This is a genomic window from Streptococcus oralis subsp. oralis, assembly GCF_002096495.1.
GTDB classification, from domain to species: Bacteria; Bacillota; Bacilli; order Lactobacillales; family Streptococcaceae; genus Streptococcus; species Streptococcus oralis_CU.
In genome coordinates, this window is record NZ_NCUO01000010.1 from 199,706 (window position 1) to 215,764 (window position 16,059).

Here is a 16,059-nt window from a genome sequence, read left to right on the forward strand (position 1 = left end):
ATGGATCAAGAAAAAGTCAGTCATTCTCTGGCTTTAAAAGGAAAAGTTACCCTGGAGATGACGATACAAGCTCTGTATGCCCTCGCAAAAGCCCATTACGACAAGAAACAACATAAGGCGGCAAATCGAACTTTTGAAGGGGAGACACGTTTTAATGACTTTATGGCCACAAAATCAAAAAAAGATGTCGAGAAGTTATTAAATAGTGAAGTTCACTTGGCTAAGTTGAAGCATTACCTGGAGGAGTATAAGGTAGGTTTTACTTATCATCAAAAAGATGGTACAACCTATCTCTTCTTTGAAACAAAAAATCGTCCCCTGGTAGAAAAGGCTCTCAAAGATATGTTGGCAGACATCACGAAAAGCCCAGAAAAATTGGAAGAGTTTGCTAAAAAGGTACTGAAGAAACCACATGAAATGACTCCTGAAGATAAAATCAATTACTATAAGACAAATAAGGTCTATAAAGGAACGATGCCAGTTGTTACGAAGGAGATTGGGAAGGAGAAGACACGATGATTAGAAAACCTATATGGCCCTACCTGGTGGTGGGGCTATTTTCATTTGTTATTTTCCAGTCCTTTTACCATTACTACCAAATTTCGACTGCAGCAGTACCTTTTATGGGAATGTTGCGGCTTCGTTGGTTGCTAGAACACTGGGAACGCTTCTCTTTTGGTGTTTTCTTTGATTCAGGAGCCTTATATGCTGGGTTGATCGGATTCGGCCTCCCAATGCTTGTCTATGCTTCTATGGATAAGAATTTATATCGCCAGGGAGAAGAACAAGGTAGTGCTCGTTTTGCGACTTTGAAGGAAATGAGACGGTTTGAAGACGTTGATTTTGAGAAGAATATGATTTTTTCAAAACAAGTTAAAATGGGCCTATTTAACTTTCGCTTAGCCTACAATGTTCAGCTCAATAAAAATGTGATTGTCATTGGTCTTCCAGGAGATGGTAAAACCTTTACTTTTGTATTGCCAAATTTAATGCAGATGAACTCAAACTTTGTTGTGACGGATCCTAAAGGAAACCTGGTACATGAAGTTGGGAAGATGCTTGAGAAAACTGGCTATGCTGTTAAAATCTTTGATTTGATTCGGCTCAAGAATTCAGATCGGTTTAATCCTTTTCATTACATGAAGTCTGAGCTAGATATTGATCGTATCTCTGAAGCAATTACTGAGGGAACGAAGAATAGTGAGCATACTGGAGAAGACTTCTGGGTTAAAGCAGAGTTGATGCTGCAACGTGCATTGATTGGTTATCTCTATTTTGACTCGAAGGATCCTGAAACTGGAGTCCAGTTATATATGCCAAACCTGGGCCACGTTGCGGATCTATTAAGAAATATGTATCGAGAGGATCCAGATGTACCAAGCCCTGTCGAGCAGATGTTTGAAGAACTGAACGAACATCAACCTAACAACTATGCTTATAAACAGTGGAAATTATTCCAAAACTTCAGAGGCGAGACAAGAAACAGTGTGGTAGCGATTTTGTCTTCTCGTTATTCTATCTTCGACCACGAAGATGTCCGAAACTTGATTAGTGAGGATACCATGGAAATGGATACCTGGAATACGAAAAAGACAGCCGTTTTTATTGCTATTCCTGAAACCAATAATGCCTTTAATTTTCTTTCCTCAATCTTGTTTGCGATTGGTTTTGAGGTTCTCACACATAAGGCTGATGATATCCTGCAAGGGAAAGTACCTGGATACAGTAGAAAAAATCTTCGTCACATTCAATTTATATTCGATGAGTTTGCACAAATTGGCCGTATTCCAAACTTCGCCCAGGTTCTCTCTTCTATTCGTAGTCGTGAGATGTCTATTAAGATTATCATCCAAGCTGTCAATCAGCTAGAATCACTTTATAAAAGTGATTGGAAGACCATCTTTAATAACTGTGCTACTCACCTATTTTTAGGGACAAATGACAAGGATACGATGGAATACTATTCTACAAGGTCAGGTAAGCAGACTATACGTACTCGATCTACCTCAAAATCGCATAGTTATCGTAATGGATCATCAAGTGAAAATAAACAAATTCAAGGCCGTCCCCTTCTAACTCCAGATGAAGTCGCAAGAATTGGGGTAGAAGAAGGATTGGTCTTTATTTCTAAACAAAATGTCTTCAGAGATAAAAAAGCAAGTGTCTATGATCATCCTAGAAAAGATGAGATTGCAAGTTCTCCTGAAGACAAAGAAAACTGGTACGAATACACTCGAAAAGGAACAGACATCGACGGCTTGCTTTTATATGCCAACGATTTGACTCCGCAGCTAAAAGAGTTATTCGTGGCCTAACATACAGAAAGGATAGTAGGATGGAAACACCTAAAACACAATTAGGATACCTGGAGAGTATCTCGCAGGTTCTAGCATTAAAGCTAGAAAATTTAGCCACAGAACGTTATGCTATTTGGCAGCTATTCAAACAGGCAGATGAGGAGACTTTCTATCAATTAGCTCCTCATCTTTTTGTGACAACGAGTCAGGAAGATCCAATAGTTGTTAGTGAACTAGATGCAACTCCTGAAGGATATCTTTTATTTAAGGAATTAGTAGAGGAGGAAAGAGTATGCCTTTAACAAAAGCACAGGCAAAATCGCTGGATATTTTAGAAGTAGCTCGTAGCCTTGGGATGGAGATGAAGCGAAAGTCACATCGAGAGTATTATTGGGCTGAGCATGACTCGTTTAAGATTGATACTGTGAAGAATACCTGGCATTGGTATTCACAAGCCGATAAGTATGGGGACACCATCAACCTTGTCCAAGAAATGCGAAATGTCAGCTATAAGGAAGCCATGGTATTCTTAGAGACAGGTTCCTTTCCTGAAGCAAAACCAGTAGAGGAAGAACGTCAACCTTTCAATTATACACTAGCCCCTTACGAACAACGATTTGTGGAGGCGAGATCCTATCTCAAGGAGATTAGAGGTCTCTCTGATGATACAATCGACTTCTTCCTGGAAAAGGGAGTATTAGCCCAAGCTAAACGTAAGGATAAAGATGGTGTTATAGAAGATGTCTTGGTTTTTAAATACTTGGACAGAAATCAGCAACTGGTAGGTGCGAGCCTCCAGGGACTTGTTCCTGATCAAGAACGTCATCCTGGCAAAGGATACTTGAAACAAATCATGTATCAATCAGAATCTATTAGTGGCTTAAACGTTTCTATAGGCTCTCCTAAGCGTTTAATTGTGACAGAGGCACCAATTGACCTTATGAGCTATTATGAGCTTCATAAGGGCGAATTAAACGATGTTCGACTAGTTGCGATGGAAGGATTAAAAGAGGGAGTTCTGTCTCACTATGTTCTTGAAATTCTGCAGGAGCGAGGGGAACTCACGATGGATGAAAGGGATTATACCAAGTCTAGTGAACTAACACGTACCTCTAACTTTTTATCTGTTGCAGCGGAAACATCCACACTTTTCCAAGATCACAAATACGATGATCTCATCACGCTGGCAGTTGATCGTGATAAAGCAGGTACAGACTTTATTACCAAACTACGGGAGAAAAAAATCCCAGTTATCGATGCAAGACCACCACAACGTGAAGGCCAGGAGAAGACAGACTGGAATGAGATCCTGAAGCAGGAAAAACAACTGGAGAAAGACGCACCAGACAACAGTCGTCTTGCCCAGGCACGTCGAAAATTGGAAAGACTAAGGGGTGAACAAGACGAGGCTATTTCAAGAGTTTATTCCCACCAAGCACAAACAAATGGGCAACCCATGAATGATAAGCGAGGCGGTGCTAGCTTTATGCGTAAGCAAGAACAAATAGAAGGTCAAGTCTTCTCAAAGATGGATGAGATTAGGAAACAAGAAGAGCGAGTAGAGCACCTGGAGCACCAACAACATTTGAAAGAAATGGGGTTGAATCGTCAGGGAAGTGGTCTGGAGATGAGTGTTCAAAATATACCTAGAATCCGTGAAGAGTTAGAAAAAGCTAAGCGTGGGGAGTCGTTCTTTACCAAAGCTACTCTCAAACGCTATCAAGAAGAGTTGACTAGACTTGAGGCTATATCTGAACAAATGGGTAAAACGAGCATTCAGCCAGCAACTCAAGCCTTAATTGATGAGGGCTTAGTGAATCAGTGGCAAAAACAACCAAATACGTATTTTGTAAAAGGCTTACGAAGAGTTGCTCTGGAGTTGACTGAGGAAGGAAAGTTTCAATTATCTTCACAAACCAAGTATCATCCGAAAACAGATGAGGAAAGACTGAAGGTGGATGAATTACTTGCCAAACAAAGGCAAGAAAATGTAGGATTAACGCCCTCAAATCAGGAAAAATCAATCTCACCACAACCAGAGCCTATTGAAAAAAATCAAGACGAAGCAGGGTGGTTAGAAAAAAATTGGGACAATCTCACATTTTCGATAGAAAATAAAAAAACAGTCGTCATTGATCCGACTAGTATAGATAAGACGGTTGAAGAAAAACAAACTCCAGATAATCAAGAATCTATAGAGCTAGTTTGGGAATTGCATAGTAAATGGGAAGACGAATTAGCAGAAAAAATTCGGGAAGATTTAGGCATTAACTATGAACTACAGGCATGGCAATTTGAAAAAGAAATGTCACGATTTATAACGACTGATTTAGACAAGTTATTCGCAAAACGTACTAGATTGGAAAGGGATGCTTATTTTGCGGATAGTACGACGTCTATCAGAAAAGAAATTGATCGTTTAGATGCACAAATACTGGAGTACATAGAAAAAGCCCCTGAACAAAGTCAGGAGAAGACAGACTGGAATGATGCCTTGAGAACCCAGAATCAACAGTCATCAGTTGATTTATCAGCTGTATCGGTAGAAAATGAAAAATCCTTTAATAATCCATTAGAGCTAGTTTGGGAATTACATGGAAAATGGAAAGATGAATTAGCAGAAAAAATTCGGGAAGATTTAGGCATTAACTATGAACTACAGGCATGGCAATTTGAAAAAGAAATGTCACGATTTATAACGACTGATTTAGAAAAGTTATTCGCAAAACGTACTAGATTGGAAAGGGATGCTTATTTTGCGGATAGTACGACGTCTATCAGAAAAGAAATTGATCGTTTAGATGCACAAATACTGGAGTACATAGAAAAAGCCCCTGAACAAAGTCAGGAGCGCTTGATTGATAGGACCAGTGGTGGCACGGGGTCTTTACAGCTCGAAGCTGAAGGCAGTCCCACACCTGTACTTGAAACAAGCACCTTTGAGCAAACTGTTACCAGTCACCCGACATCATCCTATCCGTACCTTCATTTTAGCACAAATTATGATAAAGTGCAACGGCGAGTGGGGAATTATCACCCAATCACACCTGCCGATTTAAGACGTTTGAACCAATATGCGCCCTCCATTCAAAGTACAGCGTCCTGGTATTTAAGTGAAATGGCTGACAGTAAGATCAGCTTTGTTTATGCGGATCATGGAGAGGAGAATGTGCTTCAGGTGACTTTTCAAAAGGATAACTTTATCCATCTTTCAGGGATTAGACCTTTTGAAGAGGGAAAGGGAGCGGCAAATTTCCTAGATGATATTGCAAATGGTCAGGGGCATTATGACGGTATGTTGATTAGTAATGCAATTAAGGATAAATTGCAGGTTCTTCCTATGTTGCGTGATATTTTAGATCCACATTCTTTTGTTTTAGATGATTTGAGCAGTGTTGAAAAGCTTCACAATCTCAATATGAGTGAAGCTATTAAAGCAAAAGATGAAGATTTCTTACTACTTTTTAAAGATATCGGAGATGAAAAAATTCCAGCCTCTCTTATGAAACTCAAGGGAGAGCTTGCAACTAATGTTAAATCGTTGGATGAAAAGATCATTCTTGGTGTTTATAGAGAGCGAGGTGGTCACATCGAGCAACTTTCAATCAATGAGGAGTATGTTAAAGACAAAGGCGCAGAAATGCTATCAGTCTTGAAGAATAAGCAGTTTGAAGAAGTTTCTAAAGAAATTGAACAATCAACTCCTGAGAACACACTGAATAGCCCCCTACTTGATGCGGTTATGTTTACTCAAGTCTTAGATACTGTCTATAATTTAGGTGTGCCAGGTGACATCTCAAAAACTCCAGAAGAATTTCATCAAGCCTGGAATCAGTATCTTGACTATGCGAAGCAGCATAATGATAAATTTGATCAGATTGTTGCTGCAGCGGGTGAAGATCATCTCCTAGATACAAATTCAGATTTTTATAAAGAATGGGAACAAGATCATATCTATAAGGAGAACTACCATGTACGCCTTCAAATGGCTGAGGAGCGCCCAGATGGGCCTAAATTGCCCTTTAAAGAAACAGAGCTGATTTCGTATCAAGAATTTGCTAGAGAGCTATACAAGGCCAACCAGAGCTTCTATCAGTTACATCAGGAAGGGCTAAAACAAGTGACTAGTGGTCACCCAGAAGGCTACATCTCTCCAACTAAGATTCAGTTTAGTATCTACGCTCCTGATGGTGAACTGATCCAGGATAGCATCCGTTACAATATCGGTGAGGAGATTAACCCCATCGCTCACAAAGAAAGACTTGGAACACGAGAAATGAGAGAGTACCCAGAATTGATGAAGATAGATGGGGCCATATTCACTCCGTATCATCTGGAGAGATTGGCGAGTGAGTTAGATATTTCTCAGTTCAGTTACGCTTTAGAAGATACTCTTTACGCAGATCAACTTCTATCCCAACTCCCATTTGGAGATTTGGAAAATAGTCCAATTGGATTTACAGATAGTAGTCATGATGGTCGCCTTGGATTTATCTCTTTTGATGGAATGGATAGTGTTGAGGTCGAAAATCTATCTGCTTGGTTTGAGAAGTTGGGAGTCAAAGACTCACCTATGGAACAATTGGCCCTTATTGAAAAATGGCAAAAAGAAATCAAAGGTTTATCAGAAAAAGTTGAACAAACGATCTCCGCAGTCCGAGAAGAATTTGAGAAATCACAAGAGGAAGAAATCAAACTAGAAGAACAAAGCTACAACAAGCAGGAGTTGGAACATGATGCGGATGCTGATGGTGTTTCTGATGAGGAGGAGTTGCTTCAGGGAACGAATCCGTATGATTTTAGATCGAAACCAGGTTCTAAACCAGAGGGCGAGGAAAGTCTACAAGCGGATGAAGTTGTTTTAGCAGCTGGCAGTCTTGCAGTCGCAGATTTTATTCAAAATAAAGATATGGCAGGATTAAGTCGTCATCTTAAAGAAGGTATTAAGGAGTTCCTGGATTCAGATAAGTACAAAGACTATCTAACGAAAATGAGCCAACTAAATAATTATTCTAATCGCAACTTGCGCTTAATTCTTGCACAAAATCCTGAAGCAAGGCAAGTAGCTTCTTTCAAACAGTGGAAAGAAAACTTTGGTCGCTATGTGAAAAAAGGTGAGAAGGCTTTACGTATTTTTAAACCTATGACGAAGATCAAAAAGGATGAGAATAACCAACCAATATTGGATAAAAATGGGAAACCAGAAACAGTTACATTCTTTGGTTTGGTACCAGTTTTTGATGTTAGTCAGACAGAAGGAAAAGAGATGCCAAAAGCTGCAGAAGTGAAAGAGCAGCTGACTGATTTGGACTATGCAAATCTTTATCGTGCTCTGATGGCCATTGCAAAAGAAAATGATGTACCGGTTCGATTTGAAGAGATGGAAAATAATAAACATGGATATTATTCTGTCCCAGAGAATCAAATTGTTTTACGTAGTAATGAGATGAATAAGGCTCAAATTATTAAAACTTTCTTACATGAAATGGCTCATGCAGAGTTGCATCATGCAGACAATCCTCAGAAGGAAAATCTGACTAGAAGCACAGCTGAACTCCAGGCTGAAAGTGTTGCTTATGTTGTTTCTTCATACTACGGTATTGATACGTCAGAGTATTCCTTTAACTATCTATCTGGGTGGTCTGCAGATAAAGAGACACTTGCTGATTTAGAAGCACAGTTGGATATTGTCCAACAAGAAGCTAAAAGTTTAATGGTTCGGATGGATCAAGCATTGGAACAATTAAGATTGAGTCAGGAGAAACAAACGCAGCGCAGTTTTGAACAAAAACTAGAGAAGTTTAAAGGTCAGACTCAGCAAGCTGTAGAAGATCACAAGCAGGAGTTGAAACGTGATGCACAAGCAAAAAAAGAGAAGGGTTTCTCGAAATGACCGAACGGGACACCCCAAATAAACCCAAGGTCAAATTAAAAACAAATCATCATCAAGGAGGACAAAACTCATGACCAATGAACAAGAAGAACAACTGATTATCATCCTTTCAGACTTTATTCCAATCATGGATGGAGACAAGATTTTAGGGATAGCTTCAAATGCTAGGGACTTGACTCGCCAAAAAGTTCTGGAGCAATTAGAGGAAGAACGTGCCCAACTTCCTGAGGGAGATCCAGCCCTTTTGGAGTGGGAAGAAGAAAATATTAAGCTTCTAAAATCAATAACAGATGAAGAGTTTCAGTCTGCAGTTACTGAAAGAATCATCCTAACAAAGATTGGAGCGGGGAGGACTAACTTCCAACCTTTAATTGAAGAACAACTTTCTGACTTAGCTGAAAAGCTACAAGGTAAAAAAGAAAAAGCGGAAGAGAACGTCCCTCAAAAATCGTCTATACTTAAAAATATTTTTGGCTGGTTTCACTAAAAGACCAATCAAAAAAGAGAAGAGAAGGACTCTAAAAAGTTAAGACTAGGGGCTTGGGGATTTCCCCAAAACTGAGAAAATCAAGAAGGAAAACCGCATGGTTCTCCTTCTCTGATTTTTTTAAATTTCGCAAATGGATATCCATTTGCTACGCTTGCCACAAGGAAGTCAGGGGTTGATGCCTGCCCAGAAAATACCAGAAAATCTGAGAGAAAGAGGAGAAAGAATAATGCAGAAACGAGAAAATAGGAAACGCTATATACAAAAATTGATACGACTAACACCAGAAGAAGATCGTCAAATTAAAACGGCGATGGCCCAAATGGGAGTTCCATCTTTTCAATACTATGCGAAGAATCAATTGGTGCAAGGAAAGGTGGTGCAAATTGATTTTTCTGAATTGAAAGACCTTCGAGTTGCCATCAATCGAGTGGGAACGAACATCAACCAAATTGCTAAACATGCTAACGAAAACCAAGGGGTTACGCCAGAGGAAGTGGCGCAAGTCATTGGCTATCTATCTGAGTTGAAAGAGATGGTAGCGGTCAAACTTTCTAGTGCGGAGAAGAAAAGTTTACAGGAACGAAAAGTGAAAACTATAAGGACGTATGACGAATGGTAGTAATCAAAACACCCAAACAAATTAAAACTCCTTCCAATTTAAAAATAGCTGTACGCTATATTCTGAATGAAGCGAAAACTCTTGTATCAGGAACTGCAGAAAGTGATCTTGATTTTCCTCTTGTCTATCATGATGGTGAACTTCAAATGAAGTTAGTATCTGGCAATGGGATCTCTGATTTTAGCGTAGCGGATGAAGAAATGGTCATGACAAAATTGGCTGCAGCCTTTAAAAAAGGAGATGACGACTTGAAAGAATTATCTTCAGGAAAACAAGTATTGGCCCATCACATTATCCAGTCTTTTTCTCCAGATGATAACTTGACTCCTGAGCAAGTTCATGAAATTGGCCGTCAAACGATGTTAGAATTGACGGGAGGGAATTATGAGTTTGTGATCGCAACACACACGGATAAAGATCATCTTCATAATCATATCATACTCAATACAACCAATATCTCAACGCTTAAAAAATTTCGTTGGGAAAAGAAAACTTTGAAAAATTTGAGGGCAATATCAGACAAACATGCGGCACGTTATGGAGCTAAAATTATTGAGCCTACTATGAAAAATTCTTATACAAAGTATTCTGCTTGGCGGAGACAAAATAATTATCGGTTTGAAATTAAGGAGCGTCTGGATTTTCTTCTGAAGCACTCTTTGTCGTTAGAAGATTTCAAACAAAAGGCAGCTGCGCTTGATCTTCAGATCGATTTCTCTGGTAAATTTGTGAAGTATAAATTGCTTGATCAGCCCCAACAAAGAAATGTCCGAGATGATACATTATCAAAGAAAGGACTTTATTCTCTTGAAAAAATAAAAGAGAGAATTTCTAAGAATCAGTTAGTTTTTGATGTGGAGGAATTGAAAGAACAATATCAAGAATCAAAAGAAAAGACGGCAAATGATTTTGAATTGAAATTGGAAGTGGAATCCTGGCAAGTCGAACAAGAAAGCAAGCAAGGCATTTACGTACAGATGGATATGGGAGCTTTAAATAGTGGTACCATTTTAATACCTTCTCATAAAGTTGATAAAAATGAGGATGGAAATTACACGATCTATATCAAAGAGAAAGACTATTTTTATTTTCTCAATCCAGATCAATCACAAAAAAATCGGTACATGATGGGCTTGACTGTCGCAAGACAATTAGCCAAACAAAATGGCGAAACACTCGTAACTAAAAACGCTCAAATTTCCTCTATGCGTGAACTGATTAAGGAATATAATTTCTTAGTCGAGCACGGCGTGACAGATGGAGCACAATTTCAACATTTGGAGGAGCGCTTTAATGAAAAGATAGAGGCTACTCAGGAGGAATTAAGACAGCTAGATGATCGACTTGGACGTTATCATAAAATTGAAGGAGCACTTTTAGCCATCCAGCAATCTCCAGAAAATAGTCTTGCGGCGGTACAACTATTGGATGATTTAGGAGTTCCAAAAGATATGGGACTGGAAGATGTCAGTCAACTGATCAAACAATTCCAAATTGAAAAAGGAGCCTTACAAGAGTTCTTTGATGATACTCTAAAACATTACACAGATTATAGAGATATTAAGGAGCATGTGCGTAGTCGTGAAGAGAAAGTTGACCGACATTTTGAAGATGAAAAAACCTTGTAAAAGTTTCTGATGTTTTCAATCTAGTCATGATTTCAGTACAATAGAGAGTATGTTTAGATTTGATGAAAAAGAATTTGTAGCAGAACTAGATCGCAAACGTGAGCAGCAATTCCTGAAGCGAGTAAGAGATTATGACGAGCAGATAGCTCCCTCCATGAGACTGAAAGGGTATAAACGAATAGACAGTACTGAGAGGACAGTTGTCTTCACATTTGGAGAGATGACCTTTTCTAGGAATCGCTGGCGAAAGGGAAAGAAAAGCTGTTATCCTGTAGATGAGTGGCTAGGTTTAGAAAAGTATATGCGTTATTCTCCAGAGTTGATTTTTCACATGGCAAAACACGCTTCTGTTTTATCCTATCGTGAAGTTTGTCGAACAGTTAAGATGGCTTATCGCCTGGAGATAACAAAGGACGCTGTTTTGAAGTCTGTAAAAATGGCAGGTAGACTCTTTTCAGAGAGGGAACGCTATCGGCTTTTTAGAGGTGATGAGCAACCGAAAAAAATCCAGGCAGATAAAATCTACCTGGAGGGAGATGGTGTGCTCGTCAAGACAACATCAAGCAATGATGAACGACACAATACAGACTTAGCCCATTTTCTGATTCATACGGGAGCGAAGAAGATTGGAAAAAATCGGTATGTACTCGAGAATAAGCATGAAATTATCCATACAAGCCATGAGCAAGCAAAGGAAGAATTGATAGACTATCTCTACAATCATTTTGAAATCACTGATCGAACTCTTCTTATCACTAACTCGGATAATGGTATAGGATATACTCGAAGAGTATTTCAAGAAATCAAGAAAGCTCTACGGATTAAACGTCATGAGCATTTCTGGGATGCTTATCATGTCAATGAAGAATTAAAAAGATTCCTGAAGCCGTACCCATCTTCACTGCTTGATCTGGCTTTTAAGGCTATCCAGACACATCAGAGAAGCCTTCTTCAGACCGTACTAGATACAGTAGAGTCTCTTATAGAAAGTCAGGAGGCTTTTGATAGCTTTTACAATTTCCGTAAAAAATTATTGAGAAATTTTGGGGATACCAGACCACCTAAACATCGAGGCTTGTCCTCTCATGGTATTGGGGTAATGGAGAGTCAACACAGAAAGGTCACCTACCGTATGAAACATCGAGGGATGTATTGGTCTATTGAAGGAGCTTGTACTATGGCTAGGATGATACTCCTTGAACGAATAGATCAGCTATACGAATTGTTTTTCGGGGATTGGCGGAATGAGTATGAGGAGTATAGGGCGAGCCGTTTAGGAGCAGGATTTCTTGTTGACCACCGTCCCCATGGAGCCGTTATACGAAAACGAGGGCGTAAGCGAAAGTAAGGAAAAGGTAAAGAAAATCCTCTAAAAAATGCAATTTTAGAGGTCTTTTTGCCATGTTTTTTAGACAAAACAGTTGCTTTTTTGCCTAATATGTGTTACAATAATAGAGTAAATAAAAACGAAAAAGGTGTAGAAGCAGCAACTCCTACACCACCGATTAAGACAAACACACACTTTGCTTAATCAGTCAAACAATATTGTAGCATAAATAGTGCAATATAGTCAAGGGCTGGGGTAAAGTGAGAAACTTTTTCCAGTTTTTTTGTCTGAAAAATCTCGCTTTCTTATTGAGTTATAAGGATATTTGATTATTCCCAAAAATTTAGACACAAAGCATCTGATTTTAACCCTTGAAAACTTTTCAAATTTTGATATAATAGTACTACTCAAGGGAGTAGCTGGCAGAAACCTGTGATAGTGTCGTCATTCCGAATTTTATACTGCAAAGTATTTTTTCCGGCGCTATCTTAAACAGCGAGACTTGTTATGATTAACAGGTCTCTTTTTGTTTGTCATAAAACTAAAAGAGAACTTGTTTTGCACACAATGTCAAGGAGGAGACACATGTCAAAAGAACAAAAACGCCAAGCGTTTTATACTCAAAGTCCTGAAGAGGTCTTGAAGTCGGTTGAAGCTACTGAGCAAGGTCTTTCGTCAAGCGAAGCGCAGAAACGCCTAGCTGAATATGGACGCAATGAACTGGAAGAGGGTGAGAAAAAATCTCTCCTAGTCAAGTTTATCGAGCAATTTAAGGATTTGATGATTATCATCCTAGTAGCAGCGGCTATCTTGTCAGTCGTAACTTCTGGTGGGGAAGATATCGCAGATGCCATCATTATCCTTGCCGTGGTTATCATCAACGCTGCCTTTGGTGTTTACCAAGAAGGAAAAGCAGAAGAAGCCATCGAAGCCCTCAAGTCTATGTCGAGTCCAGCTGCTCGCGTTATTCGTGATGGACACATGGCTGAGATTGATTCCAAAGAATTGGTGCCAGGTGATATCGTAGCTCTCGAAGCTGGTGATGTAGTGCCAGCAGACCTACGTTTGCTAGAAGCTAATTCTCTTAAAATCGAAGAAGCAGCTCTAACAGGTGAGTCTGTTCCAGTTGAAAAAGACTTGACAGTCGAGCTCGCTGCAGATGCTGGTATTGGTGACCGTGTCAATATGGCCTTCCAAAACTCAAACGTGACTTATGGTCGTGGTCTTGGTGTTGTTGTCAATACAGGTATGTATACTGAAGTGGGTCATATCGCTGGCATGCTCCAAGATGCTGATGAGACAGATACGCCACTCAAACAAAACTTGAACAACCTTTCTAAGGTTTTGACCTATGCAATTTTGGTCATTGCCCTTGTTACTTTTGTAGTTGGAGTCTTCATTCAAGGTAAAAATCCACTTGGTGAGTTGATGACCTCTGTTGCGCTTGCTGTTGCAGCCATTCCAGAAGGACTACCTGCTATCGTGACCATCGTTCTTGCCCTTGGTACTCAAGTTTTGGCCAAACGAAACTCTATCGTTCGTAAGTTGCCAGCAGTCGAAACACTTGGTTCAACAGAAATCATCGCTTCTGATAAGACTGGTACGCTTACCATGAACAAGATGACAGTCGAGAAAGTCTTCTATGACGCAGTCCTACATGACTCAGCTGATGATATTGAACTTGGCTTGGACATGCCACTACTTCGTTCAGTTGTCTTGGCCAACGATACCAAGATTGATGCTGAAGGAAACCTGATCGGGGATCCAACGGAAACAGCCTTCATCCAGTATGCCTTGGACAAGGGTTACGATGTTAAAGGGTTCTTAGAGAAATATCCTCGTGTAGCTGAATTGCCGTTTGACTCAGATCGTAAACTCATGTCAACGGTTCATCCATTACCAGATGGTAAATTCCTCGTAGCAGTCAAGGGAGCCCCTGACCAACTTTTGAAACGTTGTGTTGCTCGTGATAAGGCTGGAGATGTTGCTCCGATTGATGAGAAAGTTAATGACTTAATTCACACAAACAACTCTGAAATGGCTCACCAAGCCTTGCGTGTTCTTGCGGGTGCTTATAAGATTGTAGACAGCATTCCAGAAAACCTGACTTCTGAAGAGCTTGAAAACAACTTGATCTTTACTGGATTGATTGGAATGATTGACCCTGAACGTGCCGAAGCAGCAGAAGCTGTTCGTGTCGCTAAGGAAGCGGGAATCCGTCCAATCATGATCACTGGTGACCACCAAGATACAGCGGAAGCCATTGCCAAACGTTTGGGAATCATCGATGAAAATGACTCGGAAGACCATGTCTTGACTGGTGCTGAACTCAACGAACTTTCTGATGAAGAATTTGAAAAAGTCGTTGGTCAATACTCTGTCTACGCGCGTGTATCTCCAGAACACAAGGTTCGTATCGTCAAGGCTTGGCAAAAACAAGGTAAGGTTGTTGCTATGACAGGTGACGGTGTTAATGATGCGCCAGCTCTGAAAACAGCCGATATCGGTATCGGTATGGGAATCACTGGTACAGAGGTTTCTAAGGGGGCTTCTGACATGATTCTTGCAGATGATAACTTTGCGACCATTATCGTCGCAGTTGAAGAAGGACGCAAGGTCTTCTCAAACATTCAAAAGACTATTCAGTACTTACTTTCTGCCAATACTGCTGAAGTATTAACTATCTTCTTATCAACCTTGTTTGGTTGGGACGTCTTGCAGCCAGTTCATCTTTTGTGGATCAACTTGGTAACCGATACCTTCCCAGCTATCGCTCTTGGTGTTGAACCTGCTGAGCCAGGTGTTATGACCCACAAACCTCGTGGACGTAAGTCAAGCTTCTTCTCAGGTGGTGTTTTGAGTTCTATCATCTATCAAGGTGTACTCCAAGCAGCTATTGTTATGAGTGTTTATGGACTTGCAATTGCTTACCCAGTTCATGTGGGTGACAATCATGCCATTCATGCGGATGCCCTTACTATGGCCTTTGCAACCCTTGGTTTGATTCAACTATTCCATGCCTACAACGTCAAGTCTGTTTACCAATCCATCTTGACAGTTGGCCCATTCAAGTCTAAGACCTTTAACTGGTCCATCTTGGTATCCTTCATCCTTCTGATGGCGACCATCGTTGTAGAACCGCTTGAAGGAATCTTCCACGTAACCAAACTAGACTTGTCACAATGGGCCATTGTTCTAGCTGGAAGCTTCTCAATGATTATCATCGTCGAAATCGTCAAGTTTGTTCAACGTAAACTTGGTCTTGATAAGAACGCGATTTAAAAAGAAAGTCATCTTCGGATGGCTTTTTTTGCATTTGAGGGAAAGGACTAGAAGTTGCCCCCTTTTGTGCTATAATAAAGTAAAGTTGTAAGGAGCGTAAGAGAATGGAAAAGAGAATTGTCCGAGATGTCTTATTCTTGTCGCAGGTCTCGAAAGCTGCAAGTCAAGAAGACCTTTATCTGGCTAAGGATTTGCAGGATACCCTGCTGGCTAATCGAGAGACCTGTGTCGGTCTGGCGGCTAATATGATTGGTGTGCAGAAGCGCGTGATTATCTTTAATCTTGGTCTAGTTCCCATGGTTATGTTTAACCCCATTCTCCTTTCCTATAAAGGACCTTACGAGACAGAGGAAGGTTGTTTGTCTTTGACTGGGGTTCGAACGACGACTCGTTATGAAACGATTACGGTTTCCTATCGCGATAGCAAGTGGCAGGAACAGACCATTACGTTAACAGGCTTTCCAGCTCAGATATGCCAACATGAACTGGATCATTTGGAAGGACGGATTATTTAGGAGGAATT

At 40.1% G+C, this 16,059-nt stretch carries 10 protein-coding genes; all 10 read left to right on the forward strand.

What is annotated here, in order from left to right; all coding sequences use genetic code 11:
- Entirely contained in the window at positions 1-519 is a 519-nt protein-coding gene (locus tag B7717_RS03225) for a hypothetical protein (protein WP_084944176.1), read from the forward strand.
- Positions 516-2,315, forward strand: coding sequence for a VirD4-like conjugal transfer protein, CD1115 family (locus B7717_RS03230; protein WP_084944177.1), 1,800 nt, complete (start codon positions 516-518; stop codon positions 2,313-2,315). The genes B7717_RS03225 and B7717_RS03230 overlap by 4 nt, the downstream gene beginning before the upstream one ends.
- A gap of 20 nt (positions 2,316-2,335) precedes the next feature.
- Positions 2,336-2,599: a hypothetical protein gene (locus B7717_RS03235; protein WP_070683687.1), complete on the forward strand. Its 264-nt coding sequence runs from the start codon at positions 2,336-2,338 to the stop codon at positions 2,597-2,599.
- A complete protein-coding gene (locus B7717_RS03240) occupies positions 2,590-8,190 on the forward strand; it encodes a PBECR4 domain-containing protein (protein WP_084944178.1) in 5,601 nt (1,866 codons plus the stop codon). Before B7717_RS03235 ends, B7717_RS03240 begins: the two co-directional genes overlap by 10 nt.
- 70 nt (positions 8,191-8,260) lie before the next feature.
- Complete coding sequence (locus tag B7717_RS03245; RefSeq protein ID WP_084917533.1) at positions 8,261-8,677, forward strand: hypothetical protein; 417 nt, start codon at positions 8,261-8,263, stop codon at positions 8,675-8,677.
- 229 nt (positions 8,678-8,906) lie between these two features.
- A complete protein-coding gene (mobC, locus tag B7717_RS03250) occupies positions 8,907-9,299 on the forward strand; it encodes a plasmid mobilization relaxosome protein MobC (RefSeq protein ID WP_192831369.1) in 393 nt (130 codons plus the stop codon).
- Entirely contained in the window at positions 9,293-10,927 is a 1,635-nt protein-coding gene (locus B7717_RS03255) for a relaxase/mobilization nuclease domain-containing protein (protein WP_084944179.1), read from the forward strand. Before mobC ends, B7717_RS03255 begins: the two co-directional genes overlap by 7 nt.
- Before the next feature lie 49 nt (positions 10,928-10,976).
- Positions 10,977-12,275: an ISLre2 family transposase gene (locus B7717_RS03260; RefSeq protein ID WP_084944180.1), complete on the forward strand. Its 1,299-nt coding sequence runs from the start codon at positions 10,977-10,979 to the stop codon at positions 12,273-12,275.
- A 564-nt stretch (positions 12,276-12,839) separates the two neighbouring features.
- On the forward strand, positions 12,840-15,536 hold the full coding sequence (locus B7717_RS03270) for a cation-translocating P-type ATPase (RefSeq protein WP_084944181.1): 2,697 nt from the start codon (positions 12,840-12,842) through the stop codon (positions 15,534-15,536).
- Between the two features lie 104 nt (positions 15,537-15,640).
- Positions 15,641-16,051, forward strand: a complete 411-nt coding sequence (locus tag B7717_RS03275) for a peptide deformylase (RefSeq protein ID WP_000415395.1) — start codon at positions 15,641-15,643, stop codon at positions 16,049-16,051.
- Positions 16,052-16,059 lie beyond the last annotated feature (8 nt).